The organism is Rhodovulum visakhapatnamense (genome assembly GCF_004365965.1).
GTDB lineage: Bacteria > Pseudomonadota > Alphaproteobacteria > Rhodobacterales > Rhodobacteraceae > Rhodovulum > Rhodovulum visakhapatnamense.
This window is the reverse complement of sequence record NZ_SOEB01000025.1, coordinates 14,288-33,677: the sequence shown is the minus strand read 5'-3', so window position 1 is coordinate 33,677 and position 19,390 is coordinate 14,288. Positions and strand designations below refer to the sequence as shown.

General features: G+C 68.2%; 20 protein-coding genes and 1 pseudogene. 6 read left to right on the top strand and 15 right to left on the bottom strand.

The annotated features are described in order from the left end of the window. Nucleotides 1-57: 57 nt before the first annotated feature. The 4 genes and pseudogenes from EV657_RS22775 to dusB form a co-directional block, all read right to left on the bottom strand. Nucleotides 58-1,368, bottom strand: a pseudogene (locus EV657_RS22775) (sensor histidine kinase NtrY-like); the annotation flags it as partial. 224 nt (nt 1,369-1,592) lie between these two features. Further along, entirely contained in the window at nt 1,593-2,969 is a 1,377-nt protein-coding gene (locus EV657_RS17740; protein WP_075785809.1) for a response regulator, read from the bottom strand. Beyond that, nucleotides 2,969-4,048 carry a two-component system sensor histidine kinase NtrB gene (locus EV657_RS17735; protein WP_134079153.1) on the bottom strand — a complete coding sequence of 360 codons (1,080 nt, stop codon included), beginning with the start codon at nt 4,046-4,048 and terminating at the stop codon, nt 2,969-2,971. The genes EV657_RS17740 and EV657_RS17735 overlap by 1 nt, the downstream gene beginning before the upstream one ends. After that, a complete protein-coding gene (gene dusB / locus EV657_RS17730) occupies nt 4,045-5,022 on the bottom strand; it encodes a tRNA dihydrouridine synthase DusB (protein WP_425057269.1) in 978 nt (325 codons plus the stop codon). Before dusB ends, EV657_RS17735 begins: the two co-directional genes overlap by 4 nt. A gap of 194 nt (nt 5,023-5,216) precedes the next feature. On the opposite strand from dusB, the gene EV657_RS17725 reads away from it, so the two are divergent. Genes EV657_RS17725 through EV657_RS17715 form a run of 3 tightly spaced genes read left to right on the top strand, consistent with a single transcriptional unit; the run spans nt 5,217 to nt 7,335 of the window. Continuing rightward, entirely contained in the window at nt 5,217-6,362 is a 1,146-nt protein-coding gene (locus EV657_RS17725; RefSeq protein WP_134079150.1) for a bifunctional 2-C-methyl-D-erythritol 4-phosphate cytidylyltransferase/2-C-methyl-D-erythritol 2,4-cyclodiphosphate synthase, read from the top strand. After that, complete coding sequence (locus EV657_RS17720; RefSeq protein WP_134079148.1) at nt 6,359-6,853, top strand: phosphatidylglycerophosphatase A family protein; 495 nt, start codon at nt 6,359-6,361, stop codon at nt 6,851-6,853. Before EV657_RS17725 ends, EV657_RS17720 begins: the two co-directional genes overlap by 4 nt. Continuing rightward, nucleotides 6,850-7,335 (top strand): CinA family protein, encoded by a 486-nt coding sequence (locus tag EV657_RS17715; protein ID WP_113668608.1) that lies wholly within the window; start codon nt 6,850-6,852, stop codon nt 7,333-7,335. Before EV657_RS17720 ends, EV657_RS17715 begins: the two co-directional genes overlap by 4 nt. Nucleotides 7,336-7,339: 4 nt before the next feature. Here EV657_RS17715 and EV657_RS17710 read toward each other — a convergent pair whose 3' ends face one another. After that, complete coding sequence (locus EV657_RS17710) at nt 7,340-7,795, bottom strand: type II toxin-antitoxin system RatA family toxin (RefSeq protein WP_108022946.1); 456 nt, start codon at nt 7,793-7,795, stop codon at nt 7,340-7,342. 69 nt (nt 7,796-7,864) lie between these two features. On the opposite strand from EV657_RS17710, the gene hpt reads away from it, so the two are divergent. After that, nucleotides 7,865-8,404 carry a hypoxanthine phosphoribosyltransferase gene (gene hpt / locus EV657_RS17705; RefSeq protein ID WP_134079147.1) on the top strand — a complete coding sequence of 180 codons (540 nt, stop codon included), beginning with the start codon at nt 7,865-7,867 and terminating at the stop codon, nt 8,402-8,404. 6 nt (nt 8,405-8,410) lie between these two features. Here hpt and EV657_RS17700 read toward each other — a convergent pair whose 3' ends face one another. Beyond that, nucleotides 8,411-8,842, bottom strand: a complete 432-nt coding sequence (locus EV657_RS17700) for a SufE family protein (protein WP_075785801.1) — start codon at nt 8,840-8,842, stop codon at nt 8,411-8,413. Between the two features lie 131 nt (nt 8,843-8,973). Between EV657_RS17700 and EV657_RS17695 the strand changes: the two genes are divergently transcribed. Both EV657_RS17695 and EV657_RS17690 read left to right on the top strand, forming a co-directional pair. Beyond that, a complete protein-coding gene (locus EV657_RS17695) occupies nt 8,974-9,447 on the top strand; it encodes a hypothetical protein (protein ID WP_075785800.1) in 474 nt (157 codons plus the stop codon). Between the two features lie 111 nt (nt 9,448-9,558). Then, entirely contained in the window at nt 9,559-9,858 is a 300-nt protein-coding gene (locus EV657_RS17690; RefSeq protein WP_113668607.1) for a hypothetical protein, read from the top strand. A 31-nt stretch (nt 9,859-9,889) separates the two neighbouring features. Here the strand turns inward: EV657_RS17690 and rnd are convergent, their stop codons facing one another. The 9 genes from rnd to EV657_RS17650 all read right to left on the bottom strand — a co-directional run bounded on the left by rnd (nt 9,890) and on the right by EV657_RS17650 (nt 19,291). Then, nucleotides 9,890-11,053, bottom strand: coding sequence for a ribonuclease D (rnd, locus tag EV657_RS17685; RefSeq protein ID WP_075785798.1), 1,164 nt, complete (start codon nt 11,051-11,053; stop codon nt 9,890-9,892). A 135-nt stretch (nt 11,054-11,188) separates the two neighbouring features. Beyond that, entirely contained in the window at nt 11,189-11,788 is a 600-nt protein-coding gene (gene purN / locus EV657_RS17680; protein ID WP_134079145.1) for a phosphoribosylglycinamide formyltransferase, read from the bottom strand. Continuing rightward, nucleotides 11,785-12,831: a phosphoribosylformylglycinamidine cyclo-ligase gene (purM, locus tag EV657_RS17675; protein WP_113668605.1), complete on the bottom strand. Its 1,047-nt coding sequence runs from the start codon at nt 12,829-12,831 to the stop codon at nt 11,785-11,787. The genes purN and purM overlap by 4 nt, the downstream gene beginning before the upstream one ends. A 156-nt stretch (nt 12,832-12,987) precedes the next feature. Then, the gene (locus EV657_RS17670) at nt 12,988-13,596 is read right to left on the bottom strand and encodes a superoxide dismutase (RefSeq protein WP_113668604.1); all 609 of its coding nucleotides are present in this window, start codon (nt 13,594-13,596) and stop codon (nt 12,988-12,990) included. Between the two features lie 69 nt (nt 13,597-13,665). Continuing rightward, on the bottom strand, nt 13,666-14,253 hold the full coding sequence (locus EV657_RS17665) for a sarcosine oxidase subunit gamma (RefSeq protein ID WP_134079143.1): 588 nt from the start codon (nt 14,251-14,253) through the stop codon (nt 13,666-13,668). Next, nucleotides 14,246-17,254 carry a sarcosine oxidase subunit alpha family protein gene (locus tag EV657_RS17660; protein ID WP_134079142.1) on the bottom strand — a complete coding sequence of 1,003 codons (3,009 nt, stop codon included), beginning with the start codon at nt 17,252-17,254 and terminating at the stop codon, nt 14,246-14,248. The genes EV657_RS17665 and EV657_RS17660 overlap by 8 nt, the downstream gene beginning before the upstream one ends. Continuing rightward, nucleotides 17,251-17,580: a sarcosine oxidase subunit delta gene (locus EV657_RS17655; RefSeq protein WP_134079140.1), complete on the bottom strand. Its 330-nt coding sequence runs from the start codon at nt 17,578-17,580 to the stop codon at nt 17,251-17,253. The genes EV657_RS17660 and EV657_RS17655 overlap by 4 nt, the downstream gene beginning before the upstream one ends. Before the next feature lie 60 nt (nt 17,581-17,640). Continuing rightward, nucleotides 17,641-17,814 carry a hypothetical protein gene (locus EV657_RS21670; RefSeq protein ID WP_165828033.1) on the bottom strand — a complete coding sequence of 58 codons (174 nt, stop codon included), beginning with the start codon at nt 17,812-17,814 and terminating at the stop codon, nt 17,641-17,643. 229 nt (nt 17,815-18,043) lie between these two features. After that, nucleotides 18,044-19,291: a sarcosine oxidase subunit beta family protein gene (locus tag EV657_RS17650; RefSeq protein WP_113668601.1), complete on the bottom strand. Its 1,248-nt coding sequence runs from the start codon at nt 19,289-19,291 to the stop codon at nt 18,044-18,046. Nucleotides 19,292-19,390 lie beyond the last annotated feature (99 nt).

Sequence of the window (19,390 nt, the reverse complement as noted above, 5' to 3'; positions counted from 1 at the left end):
ATCGGTCACGTCGTCGAAGGCCACCACAAAGCCCTCGGCCCCGCCATCGGAGCGCTTGCGCATGGCCATCCTGACCAAAAGATGTTCCATGTTGCCGCCGCGCAGCAGCCGGATCTCTTCCTGGGCGGTGCCCCGGCGGCTGGCTTTCAGCTTTTCCAGAAGCTCGGCGAATTCGGGAACCGCGACACACAGCTCCTGCCCCTCGGCCTCGGCCGCGTCGAGCCGCAGAAGCAGCAGCGCAGAGCGGTTCATCACCTCGACCCGCCCCTCGGCATCCAGCCCCATCACCCCCGCCGTGACCGAGGACAGCACGGAATCGAACAGCCGCCGCCGCTTTTCGATCTGGCGGGTATTGTCGAGAAGCGCGTCGCGTTGCAGCTTAAGCTGCCGAATCATCTGGTTGAACATCCGCCCCAGCATCGCGATCTCGTCATCGCCGGTCTCTTCGGGCACCCGCACGTCCAGATCACCCGCCCCCACCCGCTGGGCCGCACCCGCAAGCCGACCCACGGGCCGCGACAGGCGTTCGGCGAACCACAGGCCCAGCCAGACCGCGGCAAGGATCAGGATGACCGCGAAGCCCAGATAGAGCAGCCCGAATTCGAACAGCACCCGCCCGCGTTCCTGTTCGAGCTGCTGATACAGCCGGACCGATTGCTGGGTGTCGTCCAGCAGGTTCAGGATGTCGCCATCGACCGTGCGCGAGATGTAGAGATAACGGTCGAGATAGCCGTCGAGCTTTTGCAGCGCGCGGAACTCGTTGTTGTCCCAGTCCTGAATGACCACCGTCTCGCCCGCTCCGGCGCGAGCGATCGCGTCGGGGCCGGGACGTTCGTAGTTGAACAGGTAGGACCGCTCGCCCCGCGCCCGGATCTCGGCCGAGCCGTCGATCACATAGGCTTCCTTCAGCCCGCGCTGCACCCGGGCCTGGGCCTGGGTCAGAAGCTGGCGCATGTCGCCGTCCGACAGGAACACGGTCGCCTGCCGCGCCACCGCCAGATAGCCCGCAAGCGTATGCGCATCGGCCACCAGGTCGCGGCGGTGTTCGTCCTCATAGGCCTCGGCCGCGGCCAGCGAGGCCCCGACCACGTTGCGCACCCGTTCCGAGAACCAGCCCTCAAGCCCGATATTGATGGTGAGCCCGGCAAAGATCGCAACCGACACCGTGGGGATCAGCGCGATCAGCGCGAACACCCCGGTCAGCCTCAGATGCAGCCGCGAACCCGCCGAATGACGCCGCCGCGCCGCCACCATCCGCGCGATGCGCTGCACCACCAGCGATGCGACGACCAGCGCATAGACAAGATCGACCAGCAGGACGATCCTCAGACCGTGCGACGAGGCGCCCTGATCCAGAGGCCCCAGCATCAGGAAAGTGAAGATCGCCAGAAGCGGGCCAAGGACCACGACGCTCAGCGTGGCGGCATTGGTCGCCTGACGCGATCTGCGCAGGCGCAAGAACCGTTCCAAGGCCAGCAGGCCCTTGGCATGTGTCACCGCTCGCCTCGCGTCGCTGCACCGCCCGAAGACGGTCCTGACCTCATGGCTGGGCCGCCGGTGTTATGTCCGGTCGGCCACGCCTTGTTGCCAATTTACATCAACTTCCGGCGCCGTGTCACGCGAATATCGAGATCGGTGATCTTCTTTCGCAAGGTATTGCGGTTGATCCCCAGAAGATCGGCACATTTGGCCTGATTGCCGCCGGTCGCATCCAGCGCAATCTCGATCAGCGGCATCTCGACCTCGCGCAGGATGCGGGCATAAAGCCCGGGCGGCGGCAACACGCCGCCATGCAGGTCGAAATAGCGCCTCAGATGCTTGGCGACCGAGGCCGACAGCTTTTCGCCATCCCCGCCCCCGACCAGCGGCTCGATCTCGGGCTGGTTGCCCAGAACCGCCTCGACCTCGGCGCGGGCGATGACCTCTTCCGAGCTTGTCACCACCAGACGGCGGATGGTGTGTTCCAGCTGCCGCACGTTGCCGGGCCAGCTATAGGCGCGGATCAGGTCCATCGCATCCTCGGCCAGACGCCGGGTCGCGGTGCCGTCGCGGTCGGTCCGGCCCAGAAAATGCTCGGCCAGCAGCGGAATATCGTCGACCCGCTCGCGCAGCGAGGGCACCGCCACGGTGACGCCGCCCAGCCGGTAGAACAGGTCCTGCCGGAACAGCCCCGCCTCCATCCGGCCCATCAGATCGGTCTGGCTGGTGGCCATGATGCGCGGCGCGCTGTCGCCGAAGCTGTCCAGCATCCGCACGATCCGACCCTGCGCCTCTTCGGTCAGGTCGGCCACCTCGTCGAACAGGATCGAGCCGCCGCGCGCCCGCGCGACCAGAGCCGAGGGACCGTCGACGCCCTCCATGTCGGCGGCGGTCGCGATCACGAAGGGCAGCGAGCGGCGGTCGGAAAAGTCGTGGATCGCACGGGCGATCAGCGATTTGCCGGTGCCGGATTCGCCGGTGATCAGCACCGGCAGATCGGCATTCATCACCCGCGCCACCAGCCGGTACAGCGCCTGCATCTGCGGCGTGCGACCGACCAGCGGCAGGTCGTCCTGGGTATCGCCCCCGGTCGGCGGCGCCATCTCGCGCGGACGGCCGACCCGACGCTTGGTCTCCAGCGCGCGGGCCGCCCGCTTCATCAGGTCGGGCAGGTCGAAGGGCTTGGGCAGGTAATCATAGGCCTCGGCCTCGGCCGCCTGGATCGCGGTCATGATGGTGTTCTGGGCCGAAATCACGATCACCGGCAGGCCGGGCCGCTCCTGCCCGATCTTCGGCAGCATCTCGAGCCCGTTGCCATCGGGCATGATCACGTCCGAGATCACCAGATCGCCCTTTCCCTCGCCGACCCAGCGCATCAGCGTGGTCAGGGACGAGGTGGCATGCACCTTGCAGCCCGCCCGGGTCAGGGCCTGGGTCAAAACGGTGCGGATCGTGCGGTCGTCATCGGCGACAAGTACGGTTCCGTCCATCAGCTCTCATCCTCTTCGGGTTTCGGGGCGACCGGCAGCGAGACGCGGAACACGGTGCGCCCGGGCACCGAGTCGACCGCGATCCAGCCGCCATGGTCGCCGATGATCTTCGAGACCAGCGCAAGCCCCAGCCCGGTGCCGTTCTCGCGGCCCGAAACGAAGGGCTCGAAGATATCGGCGGCGATCTCGGGGGGCAGGCCCGGCCCGTCATCGGTGATTTCCACCTGCAGCGGCACGGGCACGCCGGACCCGTCGGGGTGGCGCAGCCTCAGCGACAGGTCGTAGAAGCTGCGCAGCCGGATCGTGCCGCCGCGCGGACCGGCCGCCTGGGCGGCATTGGTGATGAGGTTGGTGAAGACCTGCATCAGCTGGTCGGGATCGGCCCAGGTTGGCGGCAGCGACGGGTCGTATTCCTCGACGATCTTCATGTTGGCCGCGAACCCCACCGCCGCCGAGCGACGGACCCGGTCCAGCACGTCATGGATATTGACCGCCTTGCAGGCCGGCGGGCGCAGATTGCCGAACTGCTCGACCTGATCGAGCAGCTTCACGATCCGGCGGCTCTCCTCGACGATGAGGTCGGTCATTTCCAGATCGCCATTCGTCAGGTTCATCGACAGAAGCTGCGCCGCCCCGGTGATGCCCGCGAGCGGGTTCTTGATTTCATGGGCCAGCATTTCGGCCATGCCGATCGCCGACTTGGCCGCCGATTTCACCGAATGCGCCCGCCCGAGCCGCCCGGCAATCTCGCGCGGACTGACCAGCAGCAAAAGGTGTTCCTCACCGTCGTTCATCGGCGCCACCTGCACGTTGCACAGCACCGGCGGCTTGTTGCCCGCGCTGACATCGACATCGTTGATGAACAGCGGCGCGCGATTGGCGCGGACCCGGGCAAAGGCCTCGTCAAGCGGCGCATCGACCGCCAGCCGGTCGAAGACCGGCACGCCGCTGAGGGCCTTGATCGTGGCGTTGACGAACAGCTCCGAGGCCGGGTTGATCGCGGCGATCCTGTCGCCCGCATCCAGCAGGAAGGCCGGGATCGGCAGCGCGGTCCAGATCGCGTCCTGATCGAGCGTCATGCCGCGGCCCTCCCTTCGGAAGCCAGCGCCTCGGGCAGAAGCGCCAGCACCGCCGCCCCGGCCGGCGCCGTCAGCACCCGGCGGCGCAGGGGCGCGGGCGTGCCTGCGCGGTCCATGTACCAGCCCAGATGCTTGCGCGCGACGCGCCCGCCCAGATCCGCGCCGTAAAATCCCAGCATGTCCTCGTAATGACGCGCGACCATGTCGGTCAGCGCGGCGCCCTCGGGCACCTTGGGCGCCGGGCGCCCCGCGATCCGGGCGCCGATCTCGGCCAGCAGCCAGGGCCGCCCCTGCGCGCCGCGCCCGACCATCACCCCGTCGGCACCCGACTGATCGAGCGCCGCGGCCGCGGTCTCGCCGCAGACGATGTCGCCATTGGCCACCACCGGCACGGTGACCGCCTCCTTGACCTCGCGGATCGCGCGCCAGTCGGCCCGGCCCTTGTAGAACTGACAGCGGGTGCGGCCATGGATGGTGATCATCCGCACCCCCGCCGCCTCGGCCCGGCGCGCCAGCGCGGGCGCGTTGCGCAGATCGTCATCCCAGCCGAGCCGGGTCTTCAGCGTGACCGGCACCGACACCGCCTTCACAACCGCCTCGATCAGCCGCAACGCCCGGTCGGGATCGCGCATCAGTGCCGAGCCCGACAGCCCGCCGACCACCTTCTTGGCCGGACAGCCCATGTTGATGTCGATGATCCTGGCCCCCTGCTCTTCCACCATCCGCGCCGCCCGCGCCATCCACTCCGCATCCCGTCCGGCCAGCTGGACCGCCGTCGCCTCTTCGCCAAAGCCCAGCGCCGCCCGTTCGCGCACCCCCGGCTTGGCCTGCACCATTTCCTGGCTTGCGACCATCTCGGACACCACCAGGCCTGCGCCGAAGGACGCAACCAGCCGTCGAAACGGCAAGTCCGTGATTCCCGCCATCGGAGCAAGGAGAACCGGAGGATCCAGCGCGATATCTGCCACGCGAATGGCCAATTGATTAATCCTTGTGCAGTCGAGTTTGATCTACCGCCCCTGCCCGGCAATGGCAATCGCCCTGACACTCTTTGTCTGCCCGGAAACGATCTTTGCACAAGAATTGGGCAGACCTGCCCGCCAGTTTGCCCCATTGCCCCGCAGCGGCGCCCCGCCTAAAACCCCGACGGGCAGCAGGGGGGCGACACATGACTGTCACGGCGATCATCGTGGCCGCGGGCCGCGGCACCCGGGTGGGGGGCGACAAGCCCAAGCAATATCAGGATCTTGCCGGGCGCGCCGTTCTGACCCGCACGATCGAGGCCTTTGCCGCCCATCCCCGGATCGGCGCCATTGTGGCGGTGCTGCACCCCGAGGACGGCGCGCTGTTCGACTTGGCCCTGGCCGACAGCGCCGCCGGGGTCGCGACCGTGCCGGGGGGCGCCAGCCGCGACGCCTCGGTGATGGCGGGCCTCAAGGCCGCGCCCGAGGGCACGACGCGCGTGCTGATCCATGACGGCGCCCGGCCGATGGTCTCGGCCGCGCTGATCGACCGGGTGATCGACGCGCTCGACGACAGCCCCGGCGCCGCCCCCGCCCTGGCCGTCACCGATGCGCTCTGGAAGGGCCGGGACGGCAAGGTCGCGGCCCCGCATCCGCGCGAGGGGCTTTACCGCGCGCAGACGCCGCAAGGGTTTCACCTGCGCGCCATCCTCGCCGCCCATCAGGCCCATCCGGGCGGGGCGGCCGACGATGTCGAGGTGGCGCTGGCGGCAGGCCTTGACGTGGCCATCGTCGAGGGCGACGAAGACAATCTCAAGATCACCCACAAGGTGGATTTCGCCCGCGCCGAGCGGGTCCTGCGGGAGAGAAACATGGACATTCGCACCGGAAACGGGTTCGACGTGCACGCCTTCTGCGAGGGCGACGGGGTGATCCTCTGCGGCATCAAGGTGCCGCATGACAAGGCGCTGAAAGGCCATTCCGACGCCGATGTCGGGATGCACACCGTCACCGACGCCATCTATGGCGCGCTGGCCGAAGGCGATATCGGCCAGCATTTCCCGCCCTCCGATCCGCAATGGAAGGGCGCGGCCAGCGAGATCTTCCTGAAACACGCGGTCGCGCTGGCGGCCGAGCGCGGTTTCCGCATCGCCAATGTCGATCTGACGCTGATCTGCGAGCGGCCCAAGATCGGCCCCGTCGCGGGCGCGATGCGGACCGAGATGGCGCGGCTGATGGGGATGGACGAGGCCCGCGTCAGCGTCAAGGCGACGACCTCGGAGCGGCTGGGCTTCACCGGGCGCGAGGAAGGGATCGCGGCGCTGGCCACCGTGACGCTGGTGGCGCCATGAGCCTCGCCACCCAGATCGCCACCGTCTTCGGCACAGGCCGGATGCGCCCGGCGCCGGGCACCTGGGGCTCGCTGGCGGCGATGCCCGCCTTCTGGGCGCTCGACGTGACCGGCGGGGTCTTCCTGACCGCCTTCGCGACGCTTGCGGTGATCCCGCTCGGCATCTGGGCGGTGCGCGAGGCGGCGGCGGGCGCCCCCGACCCGGACCGCTCGGAATACGTGATCGACGAGGTCGCGGGGATGTGGATCGCGCTGCTGCCGGTCTCGATCGGAGCGGCCGCGGCCGGGGTCGATGCGACCGCGCTGTATCCGGGCTGGATCGCGGCCTTTCTGGGCTTCCGGCTGTTCGACATCTGGAAACCCGGCCCCATCGGCCGCGCCGACCGGATGAAGACGCCGATCGGGGTCATGCTCGACGACGTGCTGGCGGGCGTCGCCACGGCGGTGCTGGTGCTTGCGCTGGCCGCACTCTCGCATATCTTCCTGATGTGACCGAAACAGCCGACCCCCTCGTCTCCGGGGCCCGTGCCGCGGGCCTCGTGATCGCCACCGCCGAAAGCTGCACCGGCGGGATGATCTCGGCTGCCATCACCGACATTCCGGGCTCGTCCGCCGTCTTCGACCGGGGCTTCGTGACCTATTCGAACGCCGCCAAGCAGGCCATGCTGGGGGTTCTGGCCGAAACGCTGGACGCCCATGGCGCGGTCTCGGAAGAGGTCGCGGCCGAAATGGCCGCCGGAGCGCTGGCCCGGTCAGAGGCCGATCTGGCCGTTGCCGTCACCGGCATCGCGGGCCCCGGCGGGTCCGAGTTCAAGCCCGAAGGCCGGGTCTGTTTCGGGCTCGCCCGGCGCGGCGCGGAAACCCGCACCGAGACCGTCGAATTCGGCGCGCTCGGGCGCGACCGGGTGCGGGCCGCGACCCGCGATCATGCCCTGGCGCTTCTGCTGGGGGCGCTCGGCGCGCCGCGAACCTAGGGCCTCAGGGCCGCGTGCCGTAAAGCGCACGCGCCCGATCCTCGAAGGCGCGCACGATCCGCAGCATCGCCTCGTTGAAGACCGCGCCGATCACGCCCTGCAGCACCCGGTTCCTGAATTCGAAATCGACGAAGAACTCGACCTTGCAGCGGCCCTCGGCCACGTCCTCGAACTGCCAGTGCGATTTCAGATAGCGAAACGGCCCGTCGAGATATTCGGTATCGATCCGCATGCGCCCGGGCCAGAGCGTCACCCGGCTGCCGAAGCGTTCGCGGAACACCTTGAACGAGATCACCAGATCGGCCTCCATCAGCTCGCGGTCGCCGTAATCGGTGCGCGAGCGGATTCGGGCCGCCGCGGTCCAGGGCAGGAATTGCGGATAGGACCCGACATCGGCCACCAGATCGTACATCTGCTGGGCGGTGTATGGCATCTCGCGGTTTTCCGAATGGCGCGGCATGGGTTCCGGTTCGCTGCTGACAATGGGACGCCATGTCTGCTAGAAACCCGGCAAAATCAAGGGGGACCCATGGTCGAGAGACCATATGTCATAGACGAGTTGCTGTCGGCCAAGACCATCGCGGCCCGCGTCGAATCGCTGGCCGGAGAGATCACCGCGCATTTCGCCGATACCGAAAAGCTGGTCGTCGTCGGCCTGTTGCGGGGCTCGTTCATCTTCATCGCCGATCTGGTGCGCGAGCTGAACCTGCCGGTCGAGGTCGATTTCATCGAAACCTCGTCCTATGGCAATTCCACGACCTCGTCGCGCGAGGTGCGGATCCTGAAGGACCTGCGCGGCCAGATCGAGGGCCGCGACGTGCTGGTGGTCGAGGATATCGTCGATACCGGCCACACGCTGAAACACGTGCTGCACCTTCTGGGCGGACGCAAGCCCGCGCGGCTGGAATGCTGCGCGCTGCTCGACAAGCCGTCGCGGCGCGAGGTCGACGTGCGCGCGCGCTGGGTCGGCTTCGAGATCCCCGACCGCTTCGTGGTGGGCTTCGGCATCGACTATGCCCAGCGCAACCGCAACCTGCCCTATATCGGCGCGGTGCGGTTCACCGGCTGAGCCCCGTCAGACCCCTTCGGCGACGCCCGCGGCCTGGGTGCGGATACGCTCGACCATGGCCCGCAGCCCGTTCGAGCGTTGCGAGGACAGGTGCTCGTCGAGGCCCAGCCGCGCCAGCTGGGCGCCTGCGTCGGTCTCAAGCACCTGAACCACGGTCAGCCCGTCGTAAAGCGCCCGCAGCACCGCGATCAGCCCCTTGACGATCATCGCGTCGCTGTCGCCCTTGAAGTGATAGATCGCCTCGGGCCCGGCGCCCTCGACATCGGCCATCAGCCAGACCTGGCTGGCGCAGCCGTCGACCTTGGTCGCCGGGACCTTGAACGCCTCGGACAGCGGCTCCATCGCCTTGCCCATCTCGATCACATGGCGATAGCGGTCCTCCCAGTCCTCCAGGAACTCGAAAGTGTCCACGATCTCCTCGAAGGCCTCACTTGCCACGTCGTTTCTCCTTGCCTGACCGGTCCTGACTAGCCCCGGCCCGGCCAAAGGTCCAGCTTCGGGGCCGGACCGGCTTTTCAACGGCGCCGGTTTCGGCTAACCGATTGGACGAAGCAACCGGGGGCCTGCCCATGAAATCATCGCTTTCGGCCGTGCTCTGCGCGGCGCTCGCCCTCTCCGCCTGCGGGACCGTGCGCGAGTCGCGGATCAACCCGTTCAACTGGTTCCGCAGCTCGACCGAGGCCGAGACCACCGAAACGCAGGTCCGGACGGCCAAGGACGAGGACCCGCGCGCGCTGGTCGATCAGGTGGTCGAGATGAGCGTCGACCGCGCGCCGGGCGGCGCCATCGTGACCGCGACCGGTCTGCCGGTCCGTCAGGGGTTCTGGAATGCCGAACTGGTGCGGGCCGAAACCGATGCCGACGCCCCGACCGACACGCTGGTCTACGACTTCCGCATCGCAAGCCCCGGCACCGCGACTCCGGTCGGCACCGAACCGTCGCGACTGGTTACCGCCGCGCTGTTCCTGTCGGATCAGGATCTCGAAGGCATCCGCACCATTATGGTGCGCGGCGCCCAGAACCAGCGCCAGGCCCGCCGCTAAGGCGACAGACCGCGACACCGGGGCCTCAGGCATGATTGCAACGCGGTCCCGCGCGGTGACGCGGGGCTCCGCAAAGAAACCGACCAGACAGTCACGGTGACGGAGAAAACCATGAAGATCGGGCTCGTTTCACTCGTCCTCTGCGGCACGACCGTTCTTGCGGCCTGCCAGCCCAACGACACGACCCTGACGACCGCAGCCGGCATGTCGGCCGGGTCGCAGGCGCGGCTCATCGAAACCGAAACGCCCCCCGAATACATCCCTTGCAGCGAGCTGGAACGGAAGCTCGCCGTCAGCGATGCGAAGGTGAGGGCGTTCAGCTCCCGCAACACGTCGAGCGAGGCGATCTATTGGCGCGACCGGAACAAGCGCCTCATCGCCCGCGCCTACGAATGCCAGCGGCCCAGGTGAGCCCCGCGGACGGGGCCGTCCCGCTCTTGGGCTAGAGCGGGACCACCACCACGTTGCTGCCCTTGGCGGCCAGAGCGATCTTGCCCGCGCAAAGTTGCAGCGCGTCATCGCCGAAGACCTCGGCCCGCCAGCCGCGCAGCGCCGGGCCGTCGCGCCGCCCGGCGGCGATGGCGTCAAGCTCGGAGGCGGTCGCGATCAGCTTCTGCGCCACCCCGGCCTCTTCCGACTTGGCCTTCAGCAGCACCCGCAGAAGATCGGCCAGCGCCGGGTTCACCTGCAGCTTGTCGTCGGCGTCGGGCATTGTCGGATAGTCGGCCTGGGGCGTCTCGGCGGCCGCGGCGATGGCCGCGATGATGCCTTCGGCAATCTCGCCCCGCCGCGCCTCGCGCAGCAACAGCCGCGAGCGCGACAGATCCTCGAAGCTTTGCGGCTTGGTCGAGGCCAGCTCCAGCAGCGCGTCGTCCTTGTAGACCCGGTTGCGCGGGATGTTGCGGGCCTGGGCATAGGTTTCGCGGAACCGCGCCAGTTCCTTGACCGCCACGAGGAACTTGCCCGAATGGGTGCGGGTCTTGACCCGGCGCCAGGCCTCCTCGGGGTGGACGATATAGGTCGCGGGGTCGGTCAGGACGCTCAGCTCTTCCTGCAGCCACTTGGCCCGGCCGGTCTTTTCCAGCTCGGCCGCGAGATATTCGTAGATCACCCGCAGATGGGTGACATCGGCCAGCGCATAGGATTTCTGCGCGTCCGACAGCGGCCGGCGCGACCAGTCGGTAAAGCGCGAGGTCTTGTCGAGATTCGCCCGGGCGATCTTGCGGACCAGGGTCTCGTAGCCCACCTGTTCGCCGAAGCCGCAGACCATGGCCGCGACCTGGGTGTCGAAAAGGGGTTCGGGGAAGACCTTGCCTTCGGTGAAGAAGATCTCCAGATCCTGCCGGGCGGCGTGGAACACCTTGACCACGGAGGGATTGCGGAAAAGCCCGTAAAGCGGCTCGAGCGAGAGATCGCCCGCCAGCGGGTCAACCAGCACGGCCGCGCCCTCGGTGCCGTCGCGCGCGGGCAGCGCCAGCTGCACCAGGCAGAGCTTGGCGTAATAGGTGCGCTCGCGCAGGAATTCGGTGTCGATGGTGATATAGGGGGCGCTCGCGGCCTCCTCGCAGAAGGCGGCCAGCGCCTCGGTCGTGGTCAGTGTCTTCATCTCAGCCCGCATTAAACCGATAGCACCTCGCAAGAACCCCGACCCGTTCGTGATAGTGAAACCGCCAGAGAATGGAAAGGCCGCATCGCCTTGACTGTCCGCCTCCGCAGCATTGCCCGCGTGTCCCGGTCGGGGTCAGGACAGCAGAACCGGCGTCCGGTCGCCCGCCGCAAAGCGGCGCAGGACCGCCGGATACAGCGCGTGTTCCTGCACCAGCACCCGCGCGGCCAGCGTGTCGGCGGTGTCGTTCGCCAGCACCGGCACCCGCGCCTGGCCGAGGATCGGCCCGCCATCGAGCTCGGCCGTCACCTCGTGGACGGTACAGCCCGCCTCGGCATCGCCCGCCTCGAGCGCGCGCGCATGGGTGTGAAGCCCGCGATAGTTGGGCAGCAGCGAGGGGTGGATGTTCAGCATCCTTCCGGCCCAGGCCTCGGTGAACCCCGGCGTCAGCACCCGCATGAACCCGGCAAGGCACAGGATGTCGGGACGCGCCTCGGCCAGCCGGTCCATCAAGGCCGCCTCGAAGGCCGCGCGGTCCTTGCCGAAGGGGCGATGATCGACCGCCGCGACCGGAATGCCCAGCGCCCGCGCCCGGTCGAGCCCCTTGGCCGCCGGATCGTTCGACAGCACCAGAACGGGGCGCGCCGGATGATCGCCGGTCATGCTTTCGGCAAGCGCCACCATGTTCGACCCCGACCCCGAGATCAGGATCGCGACGCGCTTGGGGTCGGTCACAGCAGGCGTCCCTCGTAGGCGACCCCCTGCCCCGGCCCGACCCGGCCGATCCGGGCCACGGTCTCGCCCGCCTCGGCCAGAAGCGCCGTCAGCGCCTCGGCCCGGTCCTCGGCCACGACCAGCACCATGCCGATCCCGGCATTGAAGGTCTTCAGCAGTTCGGCCTCGGCCAGCCCGGCGGTCTCGGCCAGCCAGCGGAACACGGGCGGCAGATCCCAGGCCCCCAGATCGACCGTCGCGCCCAGGCCCTCGGGCAGCACGCGCGGCAGGTTCTCGGTCAGCCCGCCGCCGGTGATATGGGCAAGCCCGTGCACGCCGCCCGCCCGGATCGCGGCCAGCGCCGGTTTGACGTACAGCCGGGTCGGCGCCAGCAGCGCCGCCCCCAGCGGACCGTCGGCGAAGGGCGCGGGCGCGTCCCAGCCCAGCCCCGCGACCTCGACCACCTTGCGGACCAGCGAATAGCCGTTCGAATGCACCCCGTCCGAGGCCAGCCCCAGAAGCACGTCGCCCTCGGCCACATTGGCGGGCAAATCGTGGCCGCGTTCCATCGCGCCGACGGCAAAGCCCGCCAGATCGAAATCGCCGCCATGATACATGCCCGGCATCTCGGCGGTCTCGCCCCCGATCAGCGCACAGCCAGACCGCAGACAGCCCTCGGCGATGCCCTCGATCACCCGCGCGGCCTCGTCGATCTCAAGCTTGCCGGTCGCAAAATAGTCCAGGAAGAACAGCGGCTCGGCGCCCTGGCAGACCAGATCGTTGACGCACATGGCGACAAGGTCGATCCCCACGCCGTCAAGGTGGCCGGTGTCGATGGCGATCCGAAGCTTGGTGCCCACCCCGTCGGTCGCGGCGACCAGCACCGGGTCGAGATAGCCCGCGGCCTTCAGATCGAACAGCGCGCCGAACCCGCCCAGCCCGGCGACGGTCCCGGCCCGCCCGGTCCGCTTGGCGGCCGGCTTGATCCGCTCGACGAGCGCATTGCCTGCGTCGATATCCACGCCCGCCTCGGCATAGGTCAGGCCGTTTTTCCGCTCGCTCATGGGGCTCTCCCGTCTGGTTGGCTGCGCTTTAGCGCAACACCCGCACGAAGGAAAGCCGGAGCCGCGGCCGCGCGGAAAGAGAAACCCCGCCACGGCACGGGGGCCGGGCGGGGTCCGATGAAGTCAGGCGATCCGGGGTGCCGGATCCAGGCGGCGTCAGGCCTGCGACAGGCGCTGGGCCACGTTTTCCCAGTTGACCAGCTTGTCGAGGAAGTTGGTCAGATAGGCCGGGCGCTTGTTGCGGAAGTCGATGTAGTAGGAATGTTCCCACACGTCGCAGCCCAGAAGCGCGGTCTGCCCGAAGCACAGCGGGTTCACGCCGTTTTCGGTCTTGGTGACCTTCAGTGTGCCGTCGGTATCGACCACCAGCCAGGCCCAGCCGGACCCGAACTGACCGGCCCCGGCGGCGGCGAAGTCTTCCTTGAATTTCTCGACCGAGCCGAAGGCGTCCTTGACGCGCGATTCAAGCTCGGAGGGCATGGCCACCGGCTTCGGCGACATCATTTCCCAGAACTGGGTGTGGTTCCAGTGCTGCGAGGCGTTGTTGAAGATGCCCGACTGGGCCACCGCACCGTTTTGATAGGTGCCCTTGACGATCTCTTCGACCGATTTCGAGGCCCATTCGGTGCCCTCGATCAGCTTGTTGCCGTTGTCGACATAGGCCTTGTGGTGAATGTCGTGGTGATATTCCAGCGTCTCCTTGGACATGCCGCTATCGGCCAGAGCATCATGGGCATAGGGAAGAGCGGGAAGTTCGAAAGCCATCAAAAGACCTCCTTTTTCGTTAACGAACTGCGTCACTTTGGCCTAGATGGAGAGCGCAAAGCCAGATCGTCAACCCCCTCTGCCGAAATAGTCCGCAGAGGGCGCCGCCGTCGCGGCGGCAAGCAGGTCCCGGACATATACGGCCACCGAGCGGAAACAGATCACCCCGAAACGGTCGTTGCTTTCGCACCAGATGGCGGCGGGCACCTGCGCCAGGCGGGTCCGCCGGAAACCGCCGGGCCGGAACGCCGCTGGCGCCATGTCAGCGGGCGTCAGCCGGGCCATAACCTCGCGCCCGCCCGTGCCGTAAAGCCGGAAGACCGCGCGCGCGTCCGACAAGTCGGCAACCGTGGCATGCCGGGCCTTCAGCGCGCGGCCAAGGGTTCCCATCGTGCGCGACACCTCGGCATAGGGCACGAACAGCAGCAATTCGTCCGGCGCCATCCAGGCCAGCCCCCGGTCGCCCTCGATGGTGCCCTCAAGCGGCCCCGGCAGGTCGATGCCGGTCACCCCGGTCGCGGCATTGCGGATCTTCGCGTCCGCAAGATCGCCCTTGAGCGCGATCATGCCCTGCAGCGGCCCCTCCTCGATCCGGGCCAGCCCGTCGCCGCGGAAGCCACCCAAAGCCGAAACCGATGCGGTCACTGGTTCAGACATTCTGTTTCTCCCCTTCCGGGTCGTAGAAGACCGGGCTGACGATCCGGGCGTCGCGCGTGCTGCCATCGGCGCAGGTGAAGGCGATCACCTCGCCCATCCGGTCGGGTCCGTGCAGGACCAGCCCCATGGCGATGCCCCGCTTCAGCGTCGGCGAGTGGTAGGTCGAGGTCACGCGGCCCTGCGTGTTGCGCTGGCCATTGGCATTGCGCCCCGGCGCCGCGGCATAGACCCCGTCGGGCAGGACCGACCCGTCGAGCGTTTCCAGCCCGACAAGCTTCCAGCGGGTCGGGTCGGTCATGTGGCTGCGCGCCTGCGCGCGCTTGCCGATGAAGTCGTCCTTCTTCTTCGACACCGCCCAGTCGAGCCCCAGATCCTGCGGGATCACCGTGCCGTCGCTTTCGTCGCCGATCATGATGAAGCCCTTCTCGGCCCGCAGCACATGTAGCGCCTCGGTGCCATAGGGCGCGATGCCCAGATCGGCCCCGGCGGCAAGGCAGGCATCCCAGAGGGCCCGCCCCTGCCCGGCCCGCACCGCGATCTCGAAGCTCAGCTCGCCCGAGAAGGAAATCCGGTAGACCCGCACCGGGAAACCGCCAAGCTCGCCCTCGGTCCAGGCCATGAAGGGCAGCGCCTCCTTCGCCAGATCCATCCCGCCGAGACGATCCAGCACCTCGCGCGCCTTCGGACCCGCGACGGCAATCTGGGCGAATTGTTCGGTCTGGTTCACCACATGGACCTTCAGATCCCACCATTCGGTCTGCAGCCATTCCTCCATGTGCTGGTGCACATGCTCGGCCCCGCCCGAGGTGGTGTGGCACAGGAAGCTGTCCTCGGACAGCCGCGCCACCACGCCGTCATCCATCAGGAAGCCGTTTTCCGAACACATCAGCCCATAGCGGCAGCGCCCGACCTTCAGGGTCGACATCATGTTCGTGTAAACCCTGTCGAGGAAGACGCCCGCATCGGGCCCCTTGACGAGGATCTTGCCCAGCGTCGAGGCATCCAGCAGCCCCACCGCCTCGCGCACCGCCAGAACCTCGCGCCGGATCGCGGCGCCGTGGCTTTCGCCCTTGCGGGGGTAGCAATAGGGGCGGCGCCAGTGGCCGACAGGTTCGAAATGGGCGCCTTTCTCCTCATGCCAGTCCTGCATCGGCGTGCGCCGCAACGGCTGGAACGTCTCGCCGATGCCCGGGCCCGCGATGGCGCCGAAAGTGAGCGGCGTGTAGGGCGGCCGGAAGGTCGTGGTGCCGACCGCCGGGATCTCGGTGCCCAGGGCGTCGGCCAGGATCGCCAGACCGTTGACGTTGGACAGCTTGCCCTGATCCGTCGCCATCCCCAGCGTGGTGTAGCGCTTGGTATGTTCGACGCTTTCATAGCCCTCGCGGGCGGCCAGCTGGACGTCCGAGACCTTCACGTCGTTCTGGTAGTCGAGGAACATCTTCATCCGCAGTTCGGGCCCCGCCCGACGCGGCAGGATCCAGGCGGGCTCGACCGGTTTCTGCTCGGGCGCCGAGGCCACCGCGTCGACTGGTTCGGCGTCAAACCCCGCGGCCAGCGCGGCGGCCGCCCCGGCGCGGCCCGCATCGAGCTGACAGCGCTTGGCCAGCAGCGCGCCGTTGGCGGCACCCGCGGCATGGACGAAGGTTTTCCCGTCATGGGATTTCGGCGCGCGGTCGGCATCGGGGCGGAAGCTGGACTGCTTGGCGTCCCAGAAAAGCTTGCCCCCCGCATGGGACCACAGATGGACGGCGGGCGACCAGCCGCCCGACATCGCCACCGCGTCGCAGGCGATGCGGTCGGTCGGATAGCCCTTGCCATCGACCGGGCCGATCCCGACCGAGCGGACGCGCTTGCCGCCCGCGACATCGACCACGGTCATGCCGGTCCGGACCTCGATCCCGGCCTTGCGCGCGATCTTGGGCAGCGGCCCCTCGGCGCTGGCGCGGGTGTCGAGGATCGCAGGCACCCGAAGCCCCACCTCCAGCAGGCACAGCGCGGTACGATAGGCGTCGTCATTGTTGGTCAGCACGACCGTGCGGCGGCCGGGCGCGACCGCCCAGTTCTCGACGTAGTCGCGCACCGCCGAGGCCAGCATCACGCCCGGCACGTCATTGCCCGGGAAGGCCAGCGGCCGTTCCAGCGCCCCCGCCGCGACGATCACCTGCCGGGTGCGGATCTTCCACAGCCGGTGACGCGGGCCGCCCGCGTCCGGCGCGTGGTCGGTCAGCCGCTCATGGGCCAGCGCAAAGCCGTGATCGTAGACACCGACGCCCTGACAGCGCAGCCGGAGCGTCACGTTCTCCATGCCCGACAGCGTCTCGACCGTCCGCGCGACCCAGGCCTCGGCCGGGTGCCCCTCGATCTCGACCCCGTCGACGGGCGCGCGACCGCCCCAATGGGCGGTCTGCTCGACGACCAGAACCCGCGCGCCCGCCCGGCCCGCGACCAGCGCCGCCTGCAGACCCGCGACCCCGCCGCCGACGATCAGCACATCGATATGGACATGGAAATGTTCATAGCTGTCGGGATCTTGCTCGGACGGCGCCCGGCCAAGACCGGCCGATTGCCGGATCAGCGGTTCGTAGATGTGTTCCCAGAACGCCGCGGGCTTGAGGAAGGTCTTGTAGTAGAACCCCGCGGGCAGAAAGCGCGCCAGCTTGCTGTTGATCGCGCCGATATCGAAGGCAAGCGAGGGAAAGCGGTTCTGGCTTTCCGCCACCAGCCCGTCGAACAGCTCGGTCGTGGTGGTGCGCTGGTTTGGCTCGAACCGGCCCCGGGTGCCAAGCCCCACAAGGGCATTCGGCTCTTCTGCGCCCGAGGCGACGATGCCGCGCGGGCGGTGATACTTGAAGGACCGGCCGACCAGCATCCGGTCGTTGGCCAGCAGCGCCGAGGCCAGCGTATCGCCCGCGAACCCGTCGCAGTCGGCCCCGTCGAAGGTAAAGCCCAGACGCGCGCCGCGATCGATCAGGCGGCCGCCCGAAGACAGACGAAAGCTCATGCCCGGCCCTCCCAGGCAAAGCCCGGCACCCGGGCGGCAATCTTGTCGAGAAGCTGGCGCGGCGGCTCGGAGGTCTGGGCGGGATAGGTGCCGTAGACTTCCAGCGTCACCGTGTTGCGCGCGGCATGAAACCACTTGCCGCAGCCATGGGCATGGCGCCAGCGTTCGAAATGCACGCCCTTGGGGTTCTTGCGATGGAAGAGATAGGCTTCGAACGCCTCGGCGTCCGCGCCCGGGCCGACGCGCGCGATATGCGCCTCGCCGCCCGGTGCAAGTTCGGTTTCCTCTGCGGCGGCGCCGCAGCAGGGACAAGTCAGGACAAGCATCGCGCCCCCTCGGTCCGGTTCAGTGACTGGCGGACAGGGGCGCGGTGACGGGCCCCCGGATTATTCGTCGGGAAGCGGGAAGACCTGGGCCTGTTGCGGGCCGGTTCCGGCATAGTAGACATGGGCACCGACGACGCCGAGGAAGAGCGGGAAAAGCACCCCTCCCACCAGACCGATCCACTTGGCAGCGGATGCGGGCACCAGTTCGTCGTAGCTCGAGTTATTCTCAGACATGCGCGGCTCTCCGAATTGCTTTTGGCGCAACTTATGCAAACCGCGGGATGGGTCAAGACGACCAAAGGACCAGAACGCCCGTCTGCGACACCGCGGCTCAGCTGCGCAGAGCCTAGTGCGCGACCGTTACCGGCCTGTAAAGGCTGACCGGGCCGGGAGACCGGCGCACCTCGGCCTGTCGCGGCCGACGGGGCGTCCGGCTGGCACGCGGCGGGATCTGCGGCAGGCATCAGTGGGCCACCCCGGCGGCAACGCTTTCATCGACGAACCGGCCCGCGCCGAAGCGGTCGAGCCCGAATTCCGCCGCCAGCGGCCCCGGTTCGCCCTTGGCCACGAGCTCGGCCATCGCCCAGCCCGAGCCGGGGATCGCCTTGAACCCGCCAGTGCCCCAGCCGCAATTGATGAAGCAGTTGCCAAGCGGGGTTTTCGACAGGATCGGCGAGCGGTCGCCGGTCATGTCGACGATGCCGCCCCACTGGCGCAGCATCTTCAGCCGCGAGATGATCGGAAAGGTCTCGATCAGGGCGCGGATGGTGTCCTCGACATGCTGGAAACTGCCGCGCTGGGTGTAGTTGTTGAACCCGTCGGCGCCGCCCCCGATCACCAGTTCGCCCTTGTCGGACTGGCTCATGTAGCCATGCACGGTGTTGGCCATGACGACGGTGTCGATCACCGGCTTGATGGGCTCCGACACCAGCGCCTGCAGCGCCACCGACTCGATCGGCAGGCGGAACCCGGCCATCTCGGCCAGAACGCCCGAATGCCCCGCCACCACGATGGCCAGCTTGCCGCAGCCGATCGCACCCTTCGTGGTCTCGATCCCGGTGACCTTGCCCGCCTTCTGCCGGACCGCCGTGACCTCGCATTGCTGGATGATGTCGATCCCCATCGCCGAACAGGCGCGGGCATAGCCCCAGGCGACCGCATCGTGACGCGCGGTCCCGCCGCGCTTTTGCCAGAGCGCGCCCAGAACCGGATAGCGCGGCCCGTCGATATTGATGATCGGCACGATCTCCTTCACGCGCTTCGCATCGACATATTCGGTGTCGATCCCCTGCAGCACGTTGGCCGCCGCCGTCCGTTTCCAGCCGCGCGCCTCGTGTTCGGACTGGGCCAGCATCAGGCAGCCGCGCGGGCTGAACATCACATTGTAGTTCAGGTCCTGGCTGAGCCCGTCATACAGCGACCGCGCCTTCTCGAAGATCGCGGCCGAGGGGTCCTGCAGGTAGTTCGAGCGGATGATGGTGGTGTTCCGGCCGGTATTGCCACCGCCCAGCCAGCCCTTCTCGATCACTGCGACATTTCGCACGCCATGGTTCTTGCCCAGATAATAGGCGGTGGCGAGGCCGTGCCCGCCCGCGCCCACCACGATCACGTCGTAGCGGGCCTTGGGTTCGGGCGAGGCCCAGGCCTTTTCCCAGCCCTCGTGGTAGCTGGCGGCCTCACGGGCAATGGCGAATGCGGAATAGCGTTTCATGGCCACGGGCGAATCCCCTTGGGTTTGCGGGCTCTTTGGCTCCGTTTAAGCACCCTGCTCCGGCGCCCCCCTGCCCGCCAGCGGCATGCCATCAAAAGA

Excerpts from the sequence above, each read along its gene's own strand:
- EV657_RS17740 (WP_075785809.1), bottom strand. The coding sequence starts at position 2,969 with ATGGACGGAACCGTACTTGTCGCCGATGACGACCGCACGATCCGCACC.
- EV657_RS17735 (WP_134079153.1), bottom strand. The coding sequence starts at position 4,048 with ATGACGCTCGATCAGGACGCGATCTGGACCGCGCTGCCGATCCCGGCC.
- EV657_RS17725 (WP_134079150.1), top strand. The coding sequence starts at position 5,217 with ATGACTGTCACGGCGATCATCGTGGCCGCGGGCCGCGGCACCCGGGTG.
- EV657_RS17720 (WP_134079148.1), top strand. The coding sequence starts at position 6,359 with ATGAGCCTCGCCACCCAGATCGCCACCGTCTTCGGCACAGGCCGGATG.
- EV657_RS17710 (WP_108022946.1), bottom strand. The coding sequence starts at position 7,795 with ATGCCGCGCCATTCGGAAAACCGCGAGATGCCATACACCGCCCAGCAG.
- hpt (WP_134079147.1), top strand. The coding sequence starts at position 7,865 with ATGGTCGAGAGACCATATGTCATAGACGAGTTGCTGTCGGCCAAGACC.
- EV657_RS17695 (WP_075785800.1), top strand. The coding sequence starts at position 8,974 with ATGAAATCATCGCTTTCGGCCGTGCTCTGCGCGGCGCTCGCCCTCTCC.
- EV657_RS17690 (WP_113668607.1), top strand. The coding sequence starts at position 9,559 with ATGAAGATCGGGCTCGTTTCACTCGTCCTCTGCGGCACGACCGTTCTT.
- rnd (WP_075785798.1), bottom strand. The coding sequence starts at position 11,053 with ATGAAGACACTGACCACGACCGAGGCGCTGGCCGCCTTCTGCGAGGAG.
- purM (WP_113668605.1), bottom strand. The coding sequence starts at position 12,831 with ATGAGCGAGCGGAAAAACGGCCTGACCTATGCCGAGGCGGGCGTGGAT.
- EV657_RS17670 (WP_113668604.1), bottom strand. The coding sequence starts at position 13,596 with ATGGCTTTCGAACTTCCCGCTCTTCCCTATGCCCATGATGCTCTGGCC.
- EV657_RS17665 (WP_134079143.1), bottom strand. The coding sequence starts at position 14,253 with ATGTCTGAACCAGTGACCGCATCGGTTTCGGCTTTGGGTGGCTTCCGC.
- EV657_RS17660 (WP_134079142.1), bottom strand. The coding sequence starts at position 17,254 with ATGAGCTTTCGTCTGTCTTCGGGCGGCCGCCTGATCGATCGCGGCGCG.
- EV657_RS17655 (WP_134079140.1), bottom strand. The coding sequence starts at position 17,580 with ATGCTTGTCCTGACTTGTCCCTGCTGCGGCGCCGCCGCAGAGGAAACC.
- EV657_RS21670 (WP_165828033.1), bottom strand. The coding sequence starts at position 17,814 with ATGTCTGAGAATAACTCGAGCTACGACGAACTGGTGCCCGCATCCGCT.
- EV657_RS17650 (WP_113668601.1), bottom strand. The coding sequence starts at position 19,291 with ATGAAACGCTATTCCGCATTCGCCATTGCCCGTGAGGCCGCCAGCTAC.